The following is a 20,295-nucleotide window of genomic DNA, read 5'->3' on the forward strand; positions in this document are numbered from 1 at the left end:
TATTTTGTTCATGATAAGTTAGGGATTTTCCGATGCTTTGTCGCTTGTTCAAAAGCGTATGCTAGTTTAATCAAGGTCCCCTCATAAAAAGCAGTGCTTGCAAACGTGATTCCAAATGGTCTCCCGTTATCCATATATCCCGCAGGTATCGCTATAGATGGATAACCTGCTTTCGCACATATAGTCGAGCCGATATAGGAAGGGAATAGAATCGCATCGAGATTATATTTTTTCAGTGCAAAATCAATACCTTGTTCTTGTGAAAAATATATATCTGCTAATCTTGCATTTAAATATTCTGGATTTCTTAACGTATTAGGAAAATCTTTTCTTCTTTCTAACTTATTTTGTCCATATTTTAAAGCTCTTTCAGCTATGTTTTCATTAAACGCCATTAACTCTGAAATAGAATGTACTGGCATAGTAGAAGGTAATTTAGAAAGATAGTTATCTAAACTATGCTTTAATTCATAGAGCGATACTCCCCAGCTCCATTCTCTATGAAAAGACGGAATATCAATATTTTCTACTACTGTTGCTCCCTCACTACACAATACTTCAATCGTCTCCTTAAACAACTTTTCATCATACTCACCAGTTTCATAATAATCTTTTGGTGCATTGCTAAATACACCAATCTTCGCTTCATGTAAGCCATTAACATCAAGATATTTTGTATAATCATGTTCTGCTATACCTTCACTTTTATGAGTAGCTACATCCTTCTCGTCTACCCCAGTTAAACTCCCTAGCAAAATAGCAGCGTCTGTAACCGTTCTAGCAAATGGACCAGCTGTATCTTGCGAATACGTGAACGGAATAATGCCTCTACGACTAATTAGACCAACAGTCGGTTTAATACCGACTACAGAACTTTGAACAGCCGGGCTTAAAATAGAAGCATCCGTTTCCGTTCCAACAGATACTACTGTAAAGTTAGCAGCAACTGCAATCGCAGACCCCGTACTAGAGCCACCAACAAACATATCATCCTCGCCCGTCCCATATGGATTGATTGTTTGTCCACCTCTTGCACTATATCCAGCCCACATGTCAAAAGACATTGCATTTGCTAATTCTGTCATATTTGTTTTTCCTATTATCACTGCTCCTGCTTCTCGAAGTTTCGTAACGAGAAATGCATCTTCACTACTTATATTTTGTTCCAGGGCAATCGTACCTGCACTTGTATGCATAGAGTCATTCGTTTCAATATTGTCCTTAAGTAAAACAGGTATACCATGTAATGGTCCCCGTCCACCTTTTGTCTTTCTTTCATAATCTAACGCTTCTGCAATAAAAATAGCGTCTGGATTGATTTCTAAAATAGAATTGATTTTTGGTCCTTCTTGATCATATTTCGCGATTCTATGAAGATAATACATAACTAATTCTTTTGCAGTTAATTGCCCAGCTTCCATCGCTACTTGTATATCATGAATTGTTAATTCTTTTTGTAATCGAGCATTGAACTGAATCTCCTTCTTTAAAAGCTTTCATTGATAACGTGTATCTATTACTTTTTCATTTTCTCCGCTCCTCGCATATATAACTACAATCCCTTTCAAAGAATTCAACTTACCAATGTAAAAACCTTTTATTTCCTGAAAAATAAAAAAAGTCTGAAACGATTAAATTTCCGCTTCAGACTCTTTTATTACTTTACATATACCTCATCTAACAAATGTAAGAACTCACCTTGTTTCCCAGCTAATGCAGGGCATTTTGCAATATCCATCCATTCGTAGCAAAATACTAATCCTTGATCTTCCTCACCAGCACTTACAATATGTTCCCAATCATCTTTTACATCTGTTAGCAAAGTTACGTGGAAAAAATGCCGCTTTTGATATTCCTTTTTCTCTTTCACAAGTATGATGTAATCGGCTAGGAATCTTTCTATGCATAAATGACGTAATCCAGACTCTTCCTGTACTTCACGTAAAATTGCTGCTTCTAACGTTTCCCCTTCGTCAACTGTTCCCCCTGGTACTTGTATACCAGCTTCAGGTATATCACGATGTTTAAAAACAAGCAGTTGCATAACTCCTTCTTTTTCTCTTGTCACATATGCGTGTACTTTTTTCTTATATAACACCGTCATAATCCTTCTCTCCCCTCAATTGTTCACTGCGTTACTTCTTCAATCGTCAGTTGATTTTCATATAAATATGTAGCTTGTGGGTTCCCCACATACCTTACGTGCCATGGTTCATATCGATAGCCCGTAAGCGATTCTTTCTCTTTTGTATATCGAATTACAAACCCGAATTTATGGGCATTTTCAGAAAGCCACTGCCCTTCTTTCGTTTCACCAAAAACTGTCTCTAACTGAAACTTAGCAGCTTGAGATGTAATATCCATAGCAAGCCCTGTTTGATGTTCACTCGTACCAGGAACCGCACTCGACATCGCTGTTTTTACTTCTCCATCTTGCTTTTTATACATCGTATTTAATGCTTTTTGTCGATCGAAAGATCTAAATCCCGATACTGCAAATAAGAAAATATGCTCCTTATCAGCTTGCTGAAACATTTCCTCTAGCGCCCCTGCTGCTTCTTTCCTCATTTTTTTCTTTTCTTGATCACCTTCACTTGAGTAGCGCACTTTCGGAATAACTAAATCTGGCGGTCTGTATCCATCTGGTAAACGTCTACTTTTATTCACAAGCACAAGCATCGAATTCGGATTACTAATTACCGCAATATCACCATCCATATTGGCAATCGTTTCTTTCGCTTTCGGAAATATGTTATTCACATTTACCTCGCGCGCCTGCTTATCCTTATACATTTTATAATTGATTCCTGCTACTCCAATAATGAGTATCATCGCTACGATACCAAGTAGTATCCATCTTTTTTTCATATAACGACCTCTTATTTTAATAATTTGGCCATTTCATACTCATCGATGTTCTCTCCACCGATAATAAGAGCTGCTCTTTTGACACCTTCTTTCTCAAATCCAACTTTTTTATATAGTGCCTGAGCTCTTGTATTGTGGGCCATTACCGTTAATTCTAAACGCCATACATCATGTAATCTTGCCCACTTCTCAGCCTCTTTAAACAATCTCGTCCCAATACCTCGCCCGCTATACTCTTGCAAAATACCAATTACAATACCTGCTACATGTCTCTTTCTTTGAATATTATTTCCATTCACTAAAATAAACCCTACTATACTTTCTTCTTCAACTGCTACGAATATTGTTGCATATTCATTTTCTATAAAGCGATGAATCATTTGTTCTTGTTGCTCGGCTGTAAATTTTCTTTCTCCTGGTTCATATAGCATAAATTTCGTTTCTTCATCTAGTTGCTTACTTAATTGCAAAAATGGTGCTGCATCTTCTATTTTGATCTCCCTAATCACTTTTATCACCCTACCAGTTTTATAATAAAAAGTTTTCCTTGTAAAAAGATTTTCTCTAATTTTTCGAAAATCCCTTTGTAAATCTCCCAGTATAATTTGACAAATTTCGATATTACCATAACAACGGCAAATTATGTCTATTCTGTGACACCTCATCATTACAAAGAAAAAACGCAAGCTTTACACTCACGTTTTTTCAGACTCTCCCACTAATTTATGTTTCATTTTATCCATTCACCTTTTCCGCCTGCCAGAAATATTCACCAAACGCTTTAGCAAGTACATCAATTGATCGATTTAGTTCTTCCTCCGTATTATCTACGCCACCAACTTCAATTAATATCGCTTGTCCTGATAAGTCTTGATTGTAGACACCATTTCCTGTTTGGAATCCTTTTTGAATGACACCACGACTCACTCCTGGATATTTCTTATTAATTTCCTCATGAAGAGCTGTTGCTAATTGTAAGTTCTTTTCATAATTTTTATTGCCTTTCCCTATTACGAAAGCAAGCTTTGCATATGATTTATCTCCAATTGCTTTTGTCGTGACATTTTTCCGAGCACTATCACGATGCAAGTCAAAGAAGTACTGCAGTTCTTTATTGCCTGTCATTGCTTCTTGTACAATTTCCCGTGACACTTTGTAAGAACTATTACTATTTAACCCTTTACTAATCAACTTTTGGCCGACATCAGTCTTGTCGTTAGTAGCTCCTATCCCTTCACTTTCTAATTGTTCACGAAATCGATCGCCCACTATTGAAATATTAGTGACGGAACTTGTTGCTTTATTCGGATTTGGATCGTTTGCTAAATTTAGTAACGGCAAATAAGATTCCCAACTATGCGAATGATAAATAAGCGCAACTTGTCTTTTTCCTGTTGTTTGAGCCGGTTGCTTTTTCTCTTTGTTCGTATTCGGCTTTTGAGCCTGTCCACCTTCACTAGTCCGTTCTTTTACCACTTCTTCAAGCGGAACGCTCGACTCTATCGGTAAGTTAGAATAATTTGTCCCTTCACCCGCAATAACAATTTCTGTATCGTACTTTCCAAAACCAGGTAGCTCTTTTCCGACAAAACTGCGTACATCATTAAAACGAATATTCGTAGCCATAGAAAAGAGAAACGAAGAAATTGAAAAATCTTGATTTAAATTTCGATACTCCTGTGTAAAATAATGATTCTCTTTCCCAAGAACGTACATGTAACCATTCATCGATAACTCATTTAACCAATTATATAAATACGTTGACTTTGTCTCTTTCATAGAGGTTACCATCATACTAATAAGAAAAAAAGTCGCTAGTACTGTAGTAATAATAAATAAAACTAACTTACGTACACTTGTGAACTTCACATAAAAAAAGCCTCGATTCATACTATCACCCTCTCTATTTCAAGTTATGTACAAGCTCTAGAGAATAGACCGTCTAAATTCCGGCTATATTGTTAATGAGGTGAAATGAATTGAAGCTACTAATAGGAACATTACCCATTGTACTATCATTTATTTTTTATTGGCTTGCTAAGCATCCTACAATCCGTGTTGCTTTACATATTTCAGCGTACTTAGCACTTTATGTACTCGGTACAATTATTTCTATTAATATATATGATGTTTTAATACAAGATTTAGTTTTCATGACAAGCATTCATGGAATTTTACTAAATCCATTTTTTCTTATATCAGGAGCATATATAGGGATATACACCTTGCACTTAATCTTGTCTTACGTTATTACGAAAATAAAAAATGGAGCGTAATAAAATGCAACCACCATTCATCTGTCATACATGCAAAAAAAGAATTGTGCGAAAGAAAGATCTTATTATTGCCACATCGTACTTCCGCTTTTATTTATTTCACAGTGATTGCTTTAAACGACAGCAAGTGTTCATCTCACGATTTATCCCTGTAAATACGCTTTTTAATTTCTTTCTTATTATATACGGACTTATTTTTGGCAGCATGCTTATGATTACAGAACCATCTATTATTTGGGTGATTTTCTTATTTCCCATTTTATATCGGTTTCTTTCCTATTATTATGTTGAACGTTTTTTCTCTACATAACGTGCAGACTGTCCTCTAGGAATACTTAGACATTCCCACTCATTTTCTTTTAACATCTTCCCAATGTAAATAATCTGTCCAATATGCAAAGCATAATGAGAAATTTGTCTTTCAATTGCTTGCATGACAGTATGTGCTTCACCGCGAATATATACCGTCTGTAATAAAACTTCTGGCGTTAGCACATGCATCGTTTTCAAAACATATTCCCATCCTTCATTCCATGCTGCGAGAACCTCTTCCTTAGAATGATAACCATCTTCAAATTCAGCGTCTCGGTTACGATCTATTTTTTCACCATCAGATGTTAAAAAATCCGTCCATCTAGAACGCATATTACCTTGCAGATGCTTTATAATAACCGCTATACTATTTGTTGCTTCATGAGAAGACCATTCAATCTGTTCATATGATAATTGAGAAAGCACCCGTTCCCCTTGTTTCTTTGTTGCTTCAAAATTCGAAATGGCACATTGTAAATATTCTCGTCCAATATCCATGTTCCCCCGCCTTTACACTAACTAATTTTCGTTCCATTTGGTAATTCCATATTGGGCTGAAGTAATACGACATCACCGGCTTCAGGTACTCCCCCTAAAACAAGCACTTCTGATTTAAATCCAGCTACACGTTTTGGCGAAAAATTTACAACAGCAACGATTTGCTGACCGATTAAATCTTCTGGGGTATATCTCTTCGTAATTTGAGCACTTGACTGCTTAATTCCAAGCTCTCCAAAATCAATTTCTAGTTTAATCGCTGGAACTCTTGCTTCTTTAAATTCCTCTGCATATGTTACAGTTCCAATTCGTAAATCCAAAGCTAAAAAATCTTCAAAATTAGCCATTTTATCATTCCTCCCATTTATTACTTAGACAAAACAATAAAATCCCCTTTAAAAAAAGAAAGGCGCCTAAGCACCTTTCTTTTGTAGTTCACTTGATTCATTTGATTTATAGAAGAAGAAACCAAGAATCCCGCCAATACATGATGGGATTAACCATCCTATTCCTTCATTATATAATGGTAACATTTGTAGTACGTTAGAAATCGCGTCAATTTTAATGTTCGCACTTTCTAAACCGTTAAAGAAACTAATTAACAATGCGCCTAAAATAGCTCCAATATAAATGGTATTACGCTTCCCAATCCATTTATGGAAGTAAGAAAGTACGATTAATACGATTGCAACTGGATAAATGATCATTAACACTGGTAAAGTAACTGTGATTAATTGTGTTAAACCTAGGTTAGATACAATTAAACTAAACACACATACCATCGTTACAATCGCTTTATGCGAAAGTTTAGGGAATAAGTTTGTAAAGAAGCCAGCACAAGCTGATGTTAATCCAACAGAAGTTGTTAAACAAGCGAGTATAATAACGAGCCCTAATAAAATTTTACCACTTGTTCCATATAACTCATTTACAACATTCGTTAAAATAAGTCCACCATTCTCTGATACACCAAGTGATGTACTTGTTGAACCAAGATAAGCAAGTGATAAATAAATTAACGTTAAACCAAGTACTGCAATAATACCTGATACTACTGTTATTTTTGCAACTTGACTACTTTCTTTTATTCCTTTAGAACGGATAACTTGTACAACGACAATTCCAAATACAAGCGCACTAATTGCATCCATCGTTAAATATCCTTGTATAAATCCACCAAAGAAAGCATTTTCTTTGTATGCTGCTAGCGGCGCAGCTGGTTCTCCAATTGGATCAATAATTGCCTTTCCAACAATAACAGCAACAATCAATACTAACAATGGTGTAAGAAATTTTCCGAACCAATCCACTAATTTAGATGGATTTAATGATAAATACCAAGTTATTCCGAAGAAAACTATCGTGAAAAGAAATAGCATGTACCATTCGGAAACCAATGCCTCTGATAAAAATGGCTTCATACCCATTTCAAATGAAACGGCTCCAGTACGCGGAATCGCGAAAAATGGTCCAATTGCTAAATAACTAATCAATGGGAAAATAAACGCGAATATTGGGTGAACTCTAGAAGATAGCGCTTTCAAGTCCCCCTCTACAAACGCGACAGCCGTTACAGCTAATAGGGGTAATCCGACTCCCGTCACAAGGAATCCAATTGTAGCAATCCAAACATTCTCTCCAGCTTGTTGCCCTAAAACTGGTGGGAAAATTAAATTTCCTGCTCCTAAAAATAGTGCAAATAACATTAAACCGATTGCTACCGTATCACCTGGCCTTAAACGTCCCTTCATACTTTTCATTTGCATAGCACTTTTTCATTGTTTATCTCTATTTTCACAATATGCTATGCATCCTCCTCTCTGCTCAAGCTGATAAAATATGCCCCTTACAAAGCAGTGTCTTTCTCCATAATTTCTCCATTCCCCTTATTTTTACTCTAATTATTAATTTTTGATTTTTTTGAATATTTGACTCATTAGAGTGGTATTGCGTGGAGTATAGTTGTCAGACCTCTTTGTTTTTATCACACATATAGTAACATATTTAGTTGAAAAATAAAAACATATTTTCAAATTGATTTTTTTGAAAATCAAAATTATCTACATTTTTTATTCTTTTACACAAATATTGTTACAATCTCGACTTTTATCCTATCATTATTTTTAAATAACTTTATTCAAGTAACATAACAAAAACCATCCAACATAATTAGATGGCTTTTGCATGTTACTCTATCGTTTCAACTTCGCGTGGATTTTTCATCTCTTCCACATACACAACTCTAAATCCGTGATCTTCTAAATCTTTCAGTAACGTCTCTAATTCACCGTCGTTAAACTCTTCTCCTAATGTAAACATAATTCTCCGAACTAATAAGGCGTCATTATCAAAAGTCATTAAACTTTGGATACCTGTATATTTCTTTAATACTGTCGATAATTTTTGAATGGCCCCATTATAATCTTGTGTCCCAATCATGACAGAATATTTACTAGAATGAACGCCCCAAGCATCTTCTAATAACTCGAAAACCTTTTTATGCGTTAAAATTCCAAGAAAGACTCCATTTTCATCAACTACTGATAAATAAGGTAATTTTTTTATTGTAAAAAATACTTTAAAGAACGAAGAATCTTCTCTAACATAACCTTCTTTATCATTTAATAATTGTACTACACTCTCTTCCAGCGAACCTTTATATTCTAAAATATCTACTTTGTATACATTCCCTAAATATTTCTCTTTTTTTTCATCTAAAACTGGTACACAACGATACCCAGTTTTATTTAAATGCTCCAGTGCTTCCCCTATCGTAATTGAACTTGAGCAAAATAAAACTTCCCTTTTCGGCACATAATTCCCTTTAATCCTCATAAACAGCCTCCTTATGTTAAAATACTTTCTGTGCCATAACTATATTATATTTTCAGAAAAAAATAAATAATTTATTTTACTTTTCTGAAAATTATTCATTTTCTTGTCATAATTTATTCACGTTTCATTCACTTATATCCCCTACAATACTAAATTTCTTTAAGAAAAATATATTGTAACTTACGCCGAAAAAAGCTAAAATAAGAATAAGAATTTTCTGAATATTCTAAGAGTAGGTGGTTACATGTCTTTATTGCGCTCACATATATGTAAATTTATCGTTGGTGTTCTCATTATATTTATCATTAGTCCTATTCCTGCATTATTCATTACACATAAATACTCATACATAACTGGCTTTATAAGCATTTTTCATAACTTCGCACAACTTTCTTCTATGACAATTCCAAAGATTGATTGGATGCACGAATCTATCTTTTTCTCAGCAAATCAAATGGTTCATACTTCTAATCATTCAACACCGTTATTCCCTTACATATGGGAAATATATTTTTTATCGATTGTTCGTTTTACCTTTACTCTTGCGATTGGATTCTTTATCAGCTTAGGGATCGGCCATTTATTTTTTAAAGCACCTCAATCGGTTAAGAAGTTCACTTATTTATTAAAATGGATACCGTACTCTTTTTGTACTGTATTATTACAATGTTCGGTCTTATTACTACTCCTATACATCGCAAAATTGATAAAGCTTCCTTACTACTCATCTTTTATCATCGTTTGTAGTACTTCCATGATTATCGTTATGCAAGCAATAAAAAAGTGGATTCCTTTCTTAAGTAACACCAATGAATATGAAATAAAACAATCTTCTTTCCTTGTAGATACATTGTTTTTAGCGCTTACTTCGAATCACAAATCTATTCTAGGTTCCATTATTCTTTCATTCGTTATTATGGAATGCGTTTTTCATGCAAGCGGACTATTGCAATTTGTCGTTCAATTCGGTGGAAATGCACCTGTTATTGTTACAATTAGCTTATTACTTTTGTATATCCCGTATTGCATACTCTCTTTCCTTCAAACACTATGGACGACAAATCACGTTAAACAACAATCATACGCTTTAACGAGAAGTATTCCAAAACCTTAATTTGAAATAACCCTCTATAATCTGAAAGTAGGGGGTTATTCCTTTTGTATAGCGGACAAAATAACAGCAAATTCAAAAACTATTGCAGAAACATACCAATATTTACCCTTTTTCTTTGACTATTCTTTTCGTTTGGATTTATTATAAAAGCATAACATAATCGCAGGAGGTGACATCTTTATTCCAAACTACGGAATAGAGAACACACTTGGACATATTAAATATTTTTCTCATCTTTGTGCTCATCCTTATTTCCGGCTTTTTCGTTGCATCAGAATTCGCTGTTGTAAAAGTACGAAAAAGTCGCATTGACCAACTTGCAAATGAAGGCAATAAACAAGCTTTAGCTGCAAGAAGTGTCCTATCTAATTTAGATGTTTATTTATCAGCTTGTCAGCTCGGGATTACGATTACTTCTTTAGGGCTTGGTTGGCTTGGTGAACCGACTGTGGAACATTTACTACGACCGCTCTTTGAAAAGATTAATATTACTGGAACAATGGCGAATACTTTATCCTTTATTATTGCTTTTAGTGTTATTACATTTTTCCATGTTGTATTAGGTGAATTAGTTCCAAAGTCTTTCGCCATTCAAAAAGCTGAAGCAATTACACTTAAGTTTGCACGACCACTTATTTTATTTGATAAAATTATGTATCCATTCATTTGGCTACTTAATAGTACGGCAATCTTTTTCACAAAACTACTCGGTTTAGAGCCTGCGAAAGAAAATGAACTTGCCCATTCTGAAGAGGAACTACGACTCATTTTAGGTGAAAGTTTCAAAAGCGGCGAAATAAACCAAACCGAATATAAATATGTAAATAATATTTTTGAATTTGACGACCGGGTCGCGAAAGAAATTATGGTCCCTCGTACAGAAATGATTTGCTTATCTACTGAAAATACGTTAGAAGAGAATATGGATATCGTCGCAACTGAAAAGTATACACGCTATCCGATCATCGAAAAAGATAAAGATGATATTATCGGTATGATCAATACGAAAGAAGTATTTCACGATCAAACGAAAGACATTCATAAACCACTTGAATCTTACATACATCCAGTACTAACTGTATTTGAAACTGTTCCAATTCGCAAAACATTAGTACATCTACAAAAGAATCGCGTTCAGATGGCAATCGTTATGGATGAATATGGTGGTACTGCTGGACTTTTAACAATGGAAGATATTCTTGAAGAAATCATTGGAGAAATTCAAGATGAGTTTGATGCGGATGAATCACCTATGATTGAAAAACGTACGCCGAAGCTTACTGTTTTAGATGGGAAGGTGCTCATTTCTGAAGTAAATGATATGTTTGGCCTGCATATTGATGATAGCGATTTAGATACAATTGGAGGCTGGCTCCTCTCTCAAGCAGTTGATTTAAATATTGAAGCTGGTTATTCCATTGAATTTGCCGGTTTTCAATTTAAAGCACTAGAACTTGATGGACATCAAGTGAAAAAAATTGCGGTACATAAATTAGACACGAAGAAGGAGTTATAAAGTGACAGTATTATTAACAATCTGTATCATTGCCTGTTTCATTGTTTCATTTCTCGCCTTTATTTATCCTATCATTCCAGGCATCCTTGCTGTCTGGGCTGGATATTTAATTTACCATTTTGGTATAAATGGCGGAGAACTAACAACTTCCTTTTGGATTATTCAAGTCATTTTCACACTATTTATTTTCATTGCTGATTTTATTGCAAATGGATATTTCTTAAAGAAATACGGGAGTTCTAAATGGGGAGAACGTGTCGGTATGATTTCTATCATTGTCGGATCTTTCTTCTTCCCACCATTCGGTTTAATTATCATACCGTTCTTATCGGTATTTATTACAGAACTCATGCATAAAAAAGCGCCAAAAGACGCCTTTCTAGTAGGAGTTGCTACTGTAGTTGGTTTTTTAAGCAGTACAGTAGCGAAAGCCATTCTCCAAATCATTATGATTCTCATATTTGTATGTTATATCGTCTTTTAACCATCCCAATTTCGGGATGGTTTTTTTAATAGGAAATACCTACTCGACTATTCTCATATTGGTTTTCACTACATAAATTCCACGTAAATTGCGCTGTATCACCAACTGTTATTTTCGCTCCATCTTCTGGTAATACATCTTTTTCAGTTCGATATATTCCTGTCACATCACCGTCTATTAAATGCGTCGGACAAACGACCGTCCAACATAAATTACTACTACTCAGTAACTTATATGCGGCTAAATGATCTTCTGCTGCGGTTGTTGTCTTCCTTTTTGATTCCGTTGATTGAAAACGATATAAATTTAAATTTGTTCTCGCTTGTAAAATACCGGCTGTTCCTATTGTAATGATTCTATGAACCCCTTCTTCTTCCATTTGCTTTATAATTTGTGGCATACTCTTCGCTAACGTTCCATTTTGATCCGTTCCAAGTGCACTTATTACTATATCGCTTCCTTCTATTGCTTTCTTTATATCATTTTCATTTAGTACATTACCTTCTATCACTCGTAACCTTTCATGTTGTATTTCTATTTTATTTACATCACGTGCTAATGCAGTCACTTCAGCTGAATCCTTTAATGCTAATTTAATTATGTTTGAACCTACTCGACCTGTTGCTCCCAATATACATACTTTCATTTGTTTTCCCCCTTTTTCATTCTTTCTCTATTTTTCAATAATCTCAATCAATTTACAACAAAAAAGCTTCCTCATATATAAGAGGAAGCTCTATTATTACATTATTTCTTTTCTTTAGAATCCGTAGACTTCTCAGTTCCACTTGTTTCTTTATCCTTTTTGTCCTCTTGTTGTGTTGTTGTATCCTCTTCGTTCTTCTTGTCCTCACCTTTACTACAACCTACCATTAATAAAGAACTTGCAAGTGCCATAGCAGTTAATGATTTAACCCATTTGTTCATTTGCGTTTCCTCCTTTAGATAGAATATGTACAACCCCCATATTACTCTCTATTTTTAAAGGAAAGATTGAAAAATAGTAAATAAACGGTAAATATTTGTAAATTTTCTGATAATAAATATGTACACCTAGTCTTTTTTTCTCCATGAAAAGTAAAAAACTAAGGCGCCTATCTTTCCGCCTTAGTTTCTTATGCAAACTTCTCATTTTCATATACATGTTTAATCTTATACTCTTTCTTCACAACATATTGCCATACACTATAGGCATAACGATTCATTTTCAGGAAGCAATTTTCTAAAAACGAGCGGAATTCTGGATTTGCAACTTCAACTGCCACTTGAGCGAACTTTAGTGCTAACCGTTTTAAATGCGAAATATAACAAGTTGCAATATGGATATCCCCTGTATATTTACTATCAGTTTCCTTTTCCATTTCATGAAAATGAAATGAAATTGGTTCACAAGTTATATGCTGTACATTCTCTCCTTCTTGAAAATTCACTTGTTCATTATACGCTTGCAACATATATGGTAAATGATGCTGTAATAGCTCTTTTAATTCTTCGTCTCTTACCTCCCTTGTATACTCCCCAACCTTATAAATAAGCATATAACTATACCTCATTAATTCTTTCATACAATCCATGAAAATGCCTCCCTTCTCTTTTGTCTATATGTTATAAATATGATGCTATAACATTTGCTATTCTTGCTAAAAACCAATCCCACTTACTAATTTTCTCAAAGTCTTCTTCTGAAAGTCTTTTTGATTTATGAAAGTCTTCTTTTAATCGGTTCCATACGTCCGCTGTTACTCCCTTATCATAGATAATACAATTAGACTCCGTATTTAAATAAAAACTTCTATTATCAAAGTTTGCGGTACCAATATCAACAATTTCCCCATCAATGATTGTTACTTTTCCATGAAAAAAACCATTCTGATATTGATAAATCTCCGCTCCAGCATGTAACATGTCTTTCAAATACGGATAGGCAGCTTGTTTTAACAATACTGCATCACTTTTAAATGGTACGAGAATTTTCACATTGACACCGCGGTTTAATGCATCTTTTAACTCTTTCATCATTTCTTTACTTGGTACAAAATATGGCGTTGCAATAATTAAAGACGTTTTAGCCTGCTTTAAAAGTGCTCCATATTTTTCCCATAAACCTTTTCCATCTGAAAATAAATATTGATATTTCACATTCCCAATTGCAGGTAAACTTTCATGTATAGGCGTTTTTTCTCCTGTATCTTCTTCCCAGTCAGTTGCAAATTTTCTTTCCATATCCGTGGCACCATTCCCCTTGACTCGTACATGATAATCACGCCACGGACCAAATTTCGGATTTTGTCCAAGGTACTCCTTTCCAATGTTAAAGCCGCCAACGTATGATACTTTTCCATCTATCGTAACGATGCGTCTATGGTTCCGTTGGTGCAACGAATAGAATAAATGTTTCAATTTAGGTTTTTTACTAAACGTAAACTGGACACCATTGCTTTTTAGTTGATGAATTATCTTTTTCTTCAGCTTATATCCGCCTATTCGATCGACTGACAATTTCACTTCTACTCCGCTCGTTGCCTTTTTCTCAAGTAACTGCAAAAACTCTTTGCTTATTTCATCTTTACCTACAATATAAAAATGGATATATACGTACTTTTCTGCATTACGTATATCCTCAAATAATTTCTTATATAACTCTTCACCGTTCGTATATAGTTGAAATTCACCTAATCGAACTTGTCCTAATTCATATTCACTAGCCATTTTTTTCCCCATTTCCACATCGATGTTCATCCAAATGAATACACCTACTAAAAAAAGGAGTACAGCGAAAAAGTGTTTCATGGATATTTTCCTTTCTCCACTTACTGTTATTTCTATATCTTCCCTTTTTTAATACATTATCATTCAAGAAAATATGTCATTACATGATATATGTCCATATCAAACGATAGCTCATTTGCATATTGTATGTTGTATCTTAAAATAAAAGGAGGAAATAACAATGGGCTTCGCACATGGTAATGGATTCGCGCTATTAGTCGTATTATTTATCCTCTTAATCATCGTCGGTGCTGCTTGCTTCTGCTAAGTAGTTATCGTCATATGATATGTGGATGAAAAAACTATAAAAGCGGACACCTATTTTTAGGTGTCCGCTTTTCATATGAAAAACATTTCCGTTTGTTATTGTACCTTTAACGACTACATATTCAACTCAAAAAGTTAATAATGTAGCTACTTTCTTACTCTCCGCCTTACGTATATGGCGTTGTTCTGCACGTAACACTGCAATGCGATGTAATTCTTTCTCTTCTTCTGTTTCAGGGATAACTCGCGGCACAGGAACCGGATTATTTTCCTTACTAAGTGCAACAAAAGTAACAAATGACGTTGCTGCTATACGTTTCTCACCCGAAATTAAATCTTCTGCTACTACCTTCACAAATACTTCCATAGAAGTTCTACCCGTCCAAATTACAAAAGATTCATAACTAACACAATCTGAAGAGCGAACAGGATGTAAAAAATCTACCCAATCCATAGATGCTGTGACACATTCTTTTCTTGCATGCCTTGTTGCTGAAATAGAAGCAACCATATCCATCTCGGCTAATATCTTCCCACCAAATAGCGTATTATGATCGTTTAAATCTGTTGGAAATACTCGGCTCGTTTTAAACACTCTAGACTCATTAGCTGTTTTCCCTTTTACTTCAGTCATTGTTATCACCTCTTTGATTATTTAACCCGCTATTTGCAGACATTAAGACTCCCACCACAAAATTCGGCTGGAGCAAAGAAGTTCGGTAAGAGTTCCATTTCCCATTAACACTAGAACGGTATGAGCTTACTATCACTACACGTTTAATATTAACAACATTCAGAACTCTTAGTCCACAAAAAAGAACCGATGTTATCAATCGGCTCCTCTAAATACATATTGTTCTTTTGGCGGTTCAACCTTATTCCATTTCGTTACTTCTAATACAGGGATATTCGCATGGAATGGCTGATAAAATTCCGTTGATATTTCTCCTTCAACTTGAATCCAATCATCATTTTTCCATTCTACCCCTTCTGGTTTTTTCACTAACATACCATATACACCAGAATCCGCTACACAGTGTATAATCCCGAAACGGAATAAGAAATATTGTTCTTTTTGAGAAGAGTCATCTTTGAAAACAAACCCTTTAAAAGATAATTTTTTCCCAGTAAACTCGCCAGGGTAATTATAAATTGTTTCCATACCCTTAAGGAAATTTTCATCATTTAAAGTAACACTATCTTTCGTTACAAACTCTTTCTTCCCTTTTTCCATTACACCACGGTATCCTTCTTTTCCGTAATAAATACTCGTGTCCGGTCTTAAAAATTGCCTTCTCATAAATGGGTCTGTACTTTCTGCTTGTGCAACAGGAAAATGAAACCCTTTCGCCTTAACAATATCTGAATCTAACGTTGCAATTGGGAAAAACAATCCTGATATAATAGGAAAACAGAACAATGAGTACGAAAATACTTTTTTCCACCATGTATTCTCATCTTTTGAATGATCATGTCCGCAATGGCTATGATCACAACTACAATCTTGTTTTCCTTGTTCTTTCTCATGTTCTTTTTGAAAAACGATAATAATTTGAACTACTGTTAAAAAGCCTAAAATAATGGCTGCTGTAGTTGATAAATAAGCATACTTCATATTGATATACTTCGTAATATTACCGGAAATATGAAGCTGCGCGATTAAGATTGTAAAACCTAATAATATATACGCTCGAAACATAACCTACCACCCCATCGCATAAATGAGTAGTGAGCTTGCATAAACAACAAGTGTAACTGTAACTGTAACGACAATTACAAATTTCGTTTTAAATGTCGCAAGCATCATAAACATATTTTTAATATCCACCATCGGTCCATATACGAGGAACGCGACAAGTGATGCTGTTGAAAATGTACTTTGGAATGACGAAGCAATAAACGCATCCGCTTCTGAACAAAGTGATAAAATGTAAGCTAGTCCCATCATAACAGCTGGTGAAGAGAACGGCCCTTGTCCTATAGCAAGAAGTGTTGAAGTTTGTACGAACGTTTGAACTGCCGCTGCAATTAACGCACCTAATACTAAATATTTTCCCATCGAGAAAAATTCCTCAACAGCATGCGTACATACATCCCACATTTTTTTACGTAATGGACGCTTATGATTCACTTCTGGGAAGTGATCATCTCGTAATTGATGTTCTTTAAACATAAATGATAATATAATTCCAACGATAATTGCTACGATAATCGCTACGATAGAACGATACCATACCATGTGCATACTACTTCCAAAGGCAACGTATGTTGCAAATAATACGACCGGATTAATAATTGGCCCAGTTAACATAAATGCAATCCCGGCATATGGTGGAACCCCTTTTCCGATTAACCGTCTTACAATCGGAACGATTCCACATTCACAACCTGGAAACATCATACCTAAAAAAGTAGCCATTAAAACAGACAGAAAACGGTTTTTCGGCATCCATTTTGCTACCATATCCTCTGTCACAAACATTTGAATGAATCCTGAAATAAATACACCAATGAGCACAAAAGGAAGTGCTTCGATCAATATGGAGATAAAGATTGTATTCATTTGCAGGAATGCTTTCGGTAATTGAAACAATTCCATGATGTATTTCCTCCAACTTTTCATTAACAATATGTAATTTTAACCCCATTTTATGAATTGGACAAGGCTTATACGGAATTCACTTCCTTCATATACATTACATTTTATAAGTTATATTCTATTCAAAACTTTCGATTTCATGGCAAAAAAGCTGCTCTAGCGCAGTTATATAACTATGCTAGAGCAGCTTTCTTCTCGTTAAAAGTAACGTTTCTTCCAAAAAACAAACGCTAATGTGAAAGATAGTGTTACACATATTATGAGTACAATTACAAAACCATGTGCTTCCCCTTCAAACGGAACCTTTACGTTCATTCCAAAGAAACTAGAAACCATCGTTGGTAACGATAAAATGATTGTAATAGACGTTAACAGTTTCATAACACTATTTAAATTATTTGATATAACGGAGCTAAAAGTATTCATCATTCCACTTAAAATGTGACTATATATTTCCGCCATTTCAATAGCCTGTTTATTTTCAATTAATACATCTTCTAATAAATCTTGATCGTCTTCATACATTTTTAAAAATGTACTGTTACGCATTAATTTTTGAATTACAATTTTATTCGCCTTTAATGATGTTGTAAAGTAAACTAAACTTTTTTCAAGGCCTAGCAATGTGAAAATCTCTTTATTTTTCATCGACTTATTTAATTGATGCTCTAAATCGATTGTTTTTCTGTTAATTTGCTTTAAGTATCTTAAATAATAAGTAGAAATCGTATATAAGAGCTGAAGTGCAAAGCGTGTCTTTTTAAACGTATAAAATTCTTTAATACGTTGATTAATAAAGCGTTCGAAAATTGGGTTTTCTTCTAAACAAATTGTCACAAAACAATCTGGCATTACAATCATACCTATTGGAATCGTGTCATAAATCGAATTTCCTTCTTCATCATGTCTAACTGTTGGAATATCCACGATTATTAAGGTATTATTGTCTTCCTTTTCAATACGAGAGCGTTCTTCATCATCTAAAGGGTCTTTAATGAAATCTAAGTCTACATTTAAAGTTTGTACTAGATATTGAATTTCTTCTTCCGTTGGATGAAGTACATTAATCCAGCAACCCTTTTGCATTTCCTCAACCTCTTGTAGTTTTCCGTTTCGGTCTGTTAAATAAATATTTAACATACTATCACCCCGATTCTTTTTACATGTAGGAATCTACCTCTCTTACATAACAGTTTTTGAACCGCCATTCTCAGCATATGAAACATACGTTTAAATTTCAATAGAAAAATTATTTTGAAAACGTTTTTATAAGAAAAATATTCTAAACAAAGAAAAAGACAGAGTGCTCTCTGCCTTAAAAAGCTTATGTTGCCTTTATAACATATTTAGAAAGCATCCACAAGTTAAAGCCAACTGAAATCGTATAACCAGCGTATGTTGAAATAATAAAACTTACATAATCGAAATACGGAAGCAATACGATATTTAAAACTATCTTTACAATAATGCCAATTACTAATCCTAGCACTGTTTTCTGTTGTTGGTTAATTCCTTGTAACATCGCAGCTGTTACTGTAAAAAGCGAAAATAGTATACAGGCAGGAGCATAATACTGTAAAATAACTCTCCCCATCTCCGGATCATTTCCGGCACCAAATAAAAGAGTATATACTGGTTTTGCTAACACCATCATTCCAATCGCCGCTGGTACCGTAATACCTACTACTAATACATTCGTTCTCGTAAAATGTTTGTACAGTAACTTCACATTCCCTGCTGTATAGGCTTTTGTCATCTCAGGTACGAGAGACATACTAAAAGCAGTCGCAACGGAAACTGGGATGAGTACAACCATCTGAACAAGACCAATTATTGCATTTATCTTCTCCGCTTCTCCTTGCATATACCCTATTTGTATAAGTAGTTTATTAATTGTAAATGTATCAATCGTCTGATACAACGGAATTGCTAAACCAACCACAACAAACGGTATTGAATATGTAAAGAGCTCCTTATAAAGCGAGAAAAAAGATTTCGTTGTTTGCGGAATACTTGCCATTTCTTTTTTCTTTAAGTGCTTTCTCCTTCTTATGTAATACGCACTTAAAACAGTTAATCCACCTATCGCTCCCATAAAGGCACCGAACGTTGAAATACCAACTGCTAGTGAGATAGAAGCTTTTAAAATATATAAAACGACAAAGCTTCCTATTAAAATGGTTAAGACCCGAAAAAACTGCTCAACAACTACACTTAAAGCAGAAGGCCCCATCGATTGAAACCCTTGAAAGAATCCCCTTAATAAACTCATTACCGGTACAAGTATTAACGCAAAACTTACAATTTGGATATTAGTAGTGACCGCTGCTACACTATTCCCTGTTTGATCATTTCCATCGATTACAAGTTTAGCTAAATGTGGAGCTAATATATATAGCGTAAAACATGAGATTACTCCCATTATTAACATAAAATAGATACCGCTCTTTAGCACTCTCTTAACCGTATGATAATCATTCAGTTGATCATATTTTGATACCATTTTTGAAACGGCAAGTGGTAGTCCCATCGTCGCAATGCTGAGCATAATCGTATAGGGACGATATGCATATGTGTATAAAACGTACCCACTCGTACCAACCATTGCTGTAAATGGTATAACATATATAAATCCTAACATTTTAGATATCATCGTTGCCATCGTTAAAAATATCGTTCCACGTATAAACGGTGACCCTTTCATCACATTCCTCCGCTACGCTTTATTATTACACATTATGGACAACTCCTTTTTTT

At 34.5% G+C, this 20,295-nt stretch carries 24 protein-coding genes; 6 read left to right on the top strand and 18 right to left on the bottom strand.

Annotated elements, in window-relative coordinates; translation table 11 throughout:
• Positions 1-8: 8 nt before the first annotated feature.
• From QCI46_RS17585 to spoIIP, 5 genes are all read right to left on the bottom strand, one after another.
• Positions 9-1,421: an amidase family protein gene (locus QCI46_RS17585; RefSeq protein ID WP_353841009.1), complete on the bottom strand. Its 1,413-nt coding sequence runs from the start codon at positions 1,419-1,421 to the stop codon at positions 9-11.
• Between the two features lie 236 nt (positions 1,422-1,657).
• Positions 1,658-2,104 (bottom strand): NUDIX hydrolase, encoded by a 447-nt coding sequence (locus tag QCI46_RS17590; RefSeq protein ID WP_048543093.1) that lies wholly within the window; start codon positions 2,102-2,104, stop codon positions 1,658-1,660.
• A gap of 23 nt (positions 2,105-2,127) precedes the next feature.
• Positions 2,128-2,868 carry a M15 family metallopeptidase gene (locus QCI46_RS17595; RefSeq protein ID WP_353841010.1) on the bottom strand — a complete coding sequence of 247 codons (741 nt, stop codon included), beginning with the start codon at positions 2,866-2,868 and terminating at the stop codon, positions 2,128-2,130.
• Positions 2,869-2,879: 11 nt separating this feature from the next.
• Complete coding sequence (locus QCI46_RS17600; RefSeq protein ID WP_137050779.1) at positions 2,880-3,377, bottom strand: GNAT family N-acetyltransferase; 498 nt, start codon at positions 3,375-3,377, stop codon at positions 2,880-2,882.
• Positions 3,378-3,603: 226 nt separating this feature from the next.
• Positions 3,604-4,758: a stage II sporulation protein SpoIIP gene (spoIIP, locus tag QCI46_RS17605; RefSeq protein ID WP_353841011.1), complete on the bottom strand. Its 1,155-nt coding sequence runs from the start codon at positions 4,756-4,758 to the stop codon at positions 3,604-3,606.
• 89 nt (positions 4,759-4,847) lie between these two features.
• Here spoIIP and QCI46_RS17610 point away from each other — a divergent pair, with 89 nt between their 5' ends.
• Positions 4,848-5,144, top strand: coding sequence for a hypothetical protein (locus QCI46_RS17610; protein WP_048543102.1), 297 nt, complete (start codon positions 4,848-4,850; stop codon positions 5,142-5,144).
• Between the two features lie 4 nt (positions 5,145-5,148).
• Positions 5,149-5,454, top strand: coding sequence for a hypothetical protein (locus QCI46_RS17615; RefSeq protein WP_048543104.1), 306 nt, complete (start codon positions 5,149-5,151; stop codon positions 5,452-5,454).
• Here the strand turns inward: QCI46_RS17615 and QCI46_RS17620 are convergent.
• The 4 genes from QCI46_RS17620 to cbpA all read right to left on the bottom strand — a co-directional run bounded on the left by QCI46_RS17620 (position 5,427) and on the right by cbpA (position 8,789).
• Positions 5,427-5,954 carry a DUF1572 domain-containing protein gene (locus tag QCI46_RS17620; RefSeq protein WP_223698540.1) on the bottom strand — a complete coding sequence of 176 codons (528 nt, stop codon included), beginning with the start codon at positions 5,952-5,954 and terminating at the stop codon, positions 5,427-5,429. The two genes, QCI46_RS17615 and QCI46_RS17620, sit on opposite strands and share 28 nt — an antisense overlap.
• A gap of 17 nt (positions 5,955-5,971) precedes the next feature.
• On the bottom strand, positions 5,972-6,301 hold the full coding sequence (csaA, locus tag QCI46_RS17625) for a chaperone CsaA (RefSeq protein WP_353841012.1): 330 nt from the start codon (positions 6,299-6,301) through the stop codon (positions 5,972-5,974).
• Between the two features lie 66 nt (positions 6,302-6,367).
• The gene (gene brnQ4, locus QCI46_RS17630) at positions 6,368-7,705 is read right to left on the bottom strand and encodes a branched-chain amino acid transport system II carrier protein BrnQ4 (protein WP_395940407.1); all 1,338 of its coding nucleotides are present in this window, start codon (positions 7,703-7,705) and stop codon (positions 6,368-6,370) included.
• Between the two features lie 436 nt (positions 7,706-8,141).
• Positions 8,142-8,789, bottom strand: a complete 648-nt coding sequence (gene cbpA / locus QCI46_RS17635; RefSeq protein ID WP_001220512.1) for a cyclic di-AMP binding protein CbpA — start codon at positions 8,787-8,789, stop codon at positions 8,142-8,144.
• Between the two features lie 244 nt (positions 8,790-9,033).
• Here cbpA and QCI46_RS17640 point away from each other — a divergent pair, with 244 nt between their 5' ends.
• The 3 genes from QCI46_RS17640 to QCI46_RS17650 all read left to right on the top strand — a co-directional run bounded on the left by QCI46_RS17640 (position 9,034) and on the right by QCI46_RS17650 (position 11,903).
• A complete protein-coding gene (locus QCI46_RS17640; protein WP_353841013.1) occupies positions 9,034-9,903 on the top strand; it encodes a hypothetical protein in 870 nt (289 codons plus the stop codon).
• Positions 9,904-10,111: 208 nt separating this feature from the next.
• Positions 10,112-11,419 carry a hemolysin family protein gene (locus QCI46_RS17645; RefSeq protein WP_137050786.1) on the top strand — a complete coding sequence of 436 codons (1,308 nt, stop codon included), beginning with the start codon at positions 10,112-10,114 and terminating at the stop codon, positions 11,417-11,419.
• A 1-nt stretch (position 11,420) separates the two neighbouring features.
• Positions 11,421-11,903: a DUF456 domain-containing protein gene (locus QCI46_RS17650; protein WP_197229776.1), complete on the top strand. Its 483-nt coding sequence runs from the start codon at positions 11,421-11,423 to the stop codon at positions 11,901-11,903.
• Positions 11,904-11,928: 25 nt separating this feature from the next.
• On the opposite strand, the gene QCI46_RS17655 is transcribed toward QCI46_RS17650, so the two are convergent.
• From QCI46_RS17655 to cls, 4 genes are all read right to left on the bottom strand, one after another.
• Positions 11,929-12,549: an NAD(P)-dependent oxidoreductase gene (locus tag QCI46_RS17655; RefSeq protein ID WP_353841014.1), complete on the bottom strand. Its 621-nt coding sequence runs from the start codon at positions 12,547-12,549 to the stop codon at positions 11,929-11,931.
• 101 nt (positions 12,550-12,650) lie between these two features.
• On the bottom strand, positions 12,651-12,830 hold the full coding sequence (locus tag QCI46_RS17660) for a hypothetical protein (protein WP_098095972.1): 180 nt from the start codon (positions 12,828-12,830) through the stop codon (positions 12,651-12,653).
• A 188-nt stretch (positions 12,831-13,018) separates the two neighbouring features.
• Positions 13,019-13,477, bottom strand: a complete 459-nt coding sequence (locus tag QCI46_RS17665; RefSeq protein ID WP_193671693.1) for a spore coat protein — start codon at positions 13,475-13,477, stop codon at positions 13,019-13,021.
• A gap of 31 nt (positions 13,478-13,508) precedes the next feature.
• A complete protein-coding gene (gene cls, locus QCI46_RS17670) occupies positions 13,509-14,693 on the bottom strand; it encodes a cardiolipin synthase (protein WP_353841015.1) in 1,185 nt (394 codons plus the stop codon).
• Positions 14,694-14,853: 160 nt separating this feature from the next.
• Here cls and QCI46_RS17675 point away from each other — a divergent pair, with 160 nt between their 5' ends.
• Positions 14,854-14,940, top strand: coding sequence for a YjcZ family sporulation protein (locus tag QCI46_RS17675; RefSeq protein ID WP_000505094.1), 87 nt, complete (start codon positions 14,854-14,856; stop codon positions 14,938-14,940).
• Between the two features lie 126 nt (positions 14,941-15,066).
• Here QCI46_RS17675 and QCI46_RS17680 read toward each other — a convergent pair whose 3' ends face one another.
• The 5 genes from QCI46_RS17680 to QCI46_RS17700 form a co-directional block, all read right to left on the bottom strand.
• On the bottom strand, positions 15,067-15,573 hold the full coding sequence (locus QCI46_RS17680; RefSeq protein ID WP_000141167.1) for an acyl-CoA thioesterase: 507 nt from the start codon (positions 15,571-15,573) through the stop codon (positions 15,067-15,069).
• 195 nt (positions 15,574-15,768) lie between these two features.
• The gene (locus QCI46_RS17685; protein WP_353841016.1) at positions 15,769-16,638 is read right to left on the bottom strand and encodes a TIGR03943 family putative permease subunit; all 870 of its coding nucleotides are present in this window, start codon (positions 16,636-16,638) and stop codon (positions 15,769-15,771) included.
• 3 nt (positions 16,639-16,641) lie between these two features.
• Complete coding sequence (locus QCI46_RS17690; protein ID WP_000418724.1) at positions 16,642-17,538, bottom strand: permease; 897 nt, start codon at positions 17,536-17,538, stop codon at positions 16,642-16,644.
• Between the two features lie 198 nt (positions 17,539-17,736).
• Complete coding sequence (locus tag QCI46_RS17695) at positions 17,737-18,678, bottom strand: magnesium transporter CorA family protein (RefSeq protein ID WP_000932392.1); 942 nt, start codon at positions 18,676-18,678, stop codon at positions 17,737-17,739.
• Between the two features lie 184 nt (positions 18,679-18,862).
• Complete coding sequence (locus tag QCI46_RS17700) at positions 18,863-20,242, bottom strand: putative polysaccharide biosynthesis protein (RefSeq protein ID WP_353841017.1); 1,380 nt, start codon at positions 20,240-20,242, stop codon at positions 18,863-18,865.
• Positions 20,243-20,295 lie beyond the last annotated feature (53 nt).

The organism is Bacillus cereus group sp. RP32, from assembly GCF_040459735.1.
GTDB classification, from domain to species: Bacteria; Bacillota; Bacilli; order Bacillales; family Bacillaceae_G; genus Bacillus_A; species Bacillus_A wiedmannii.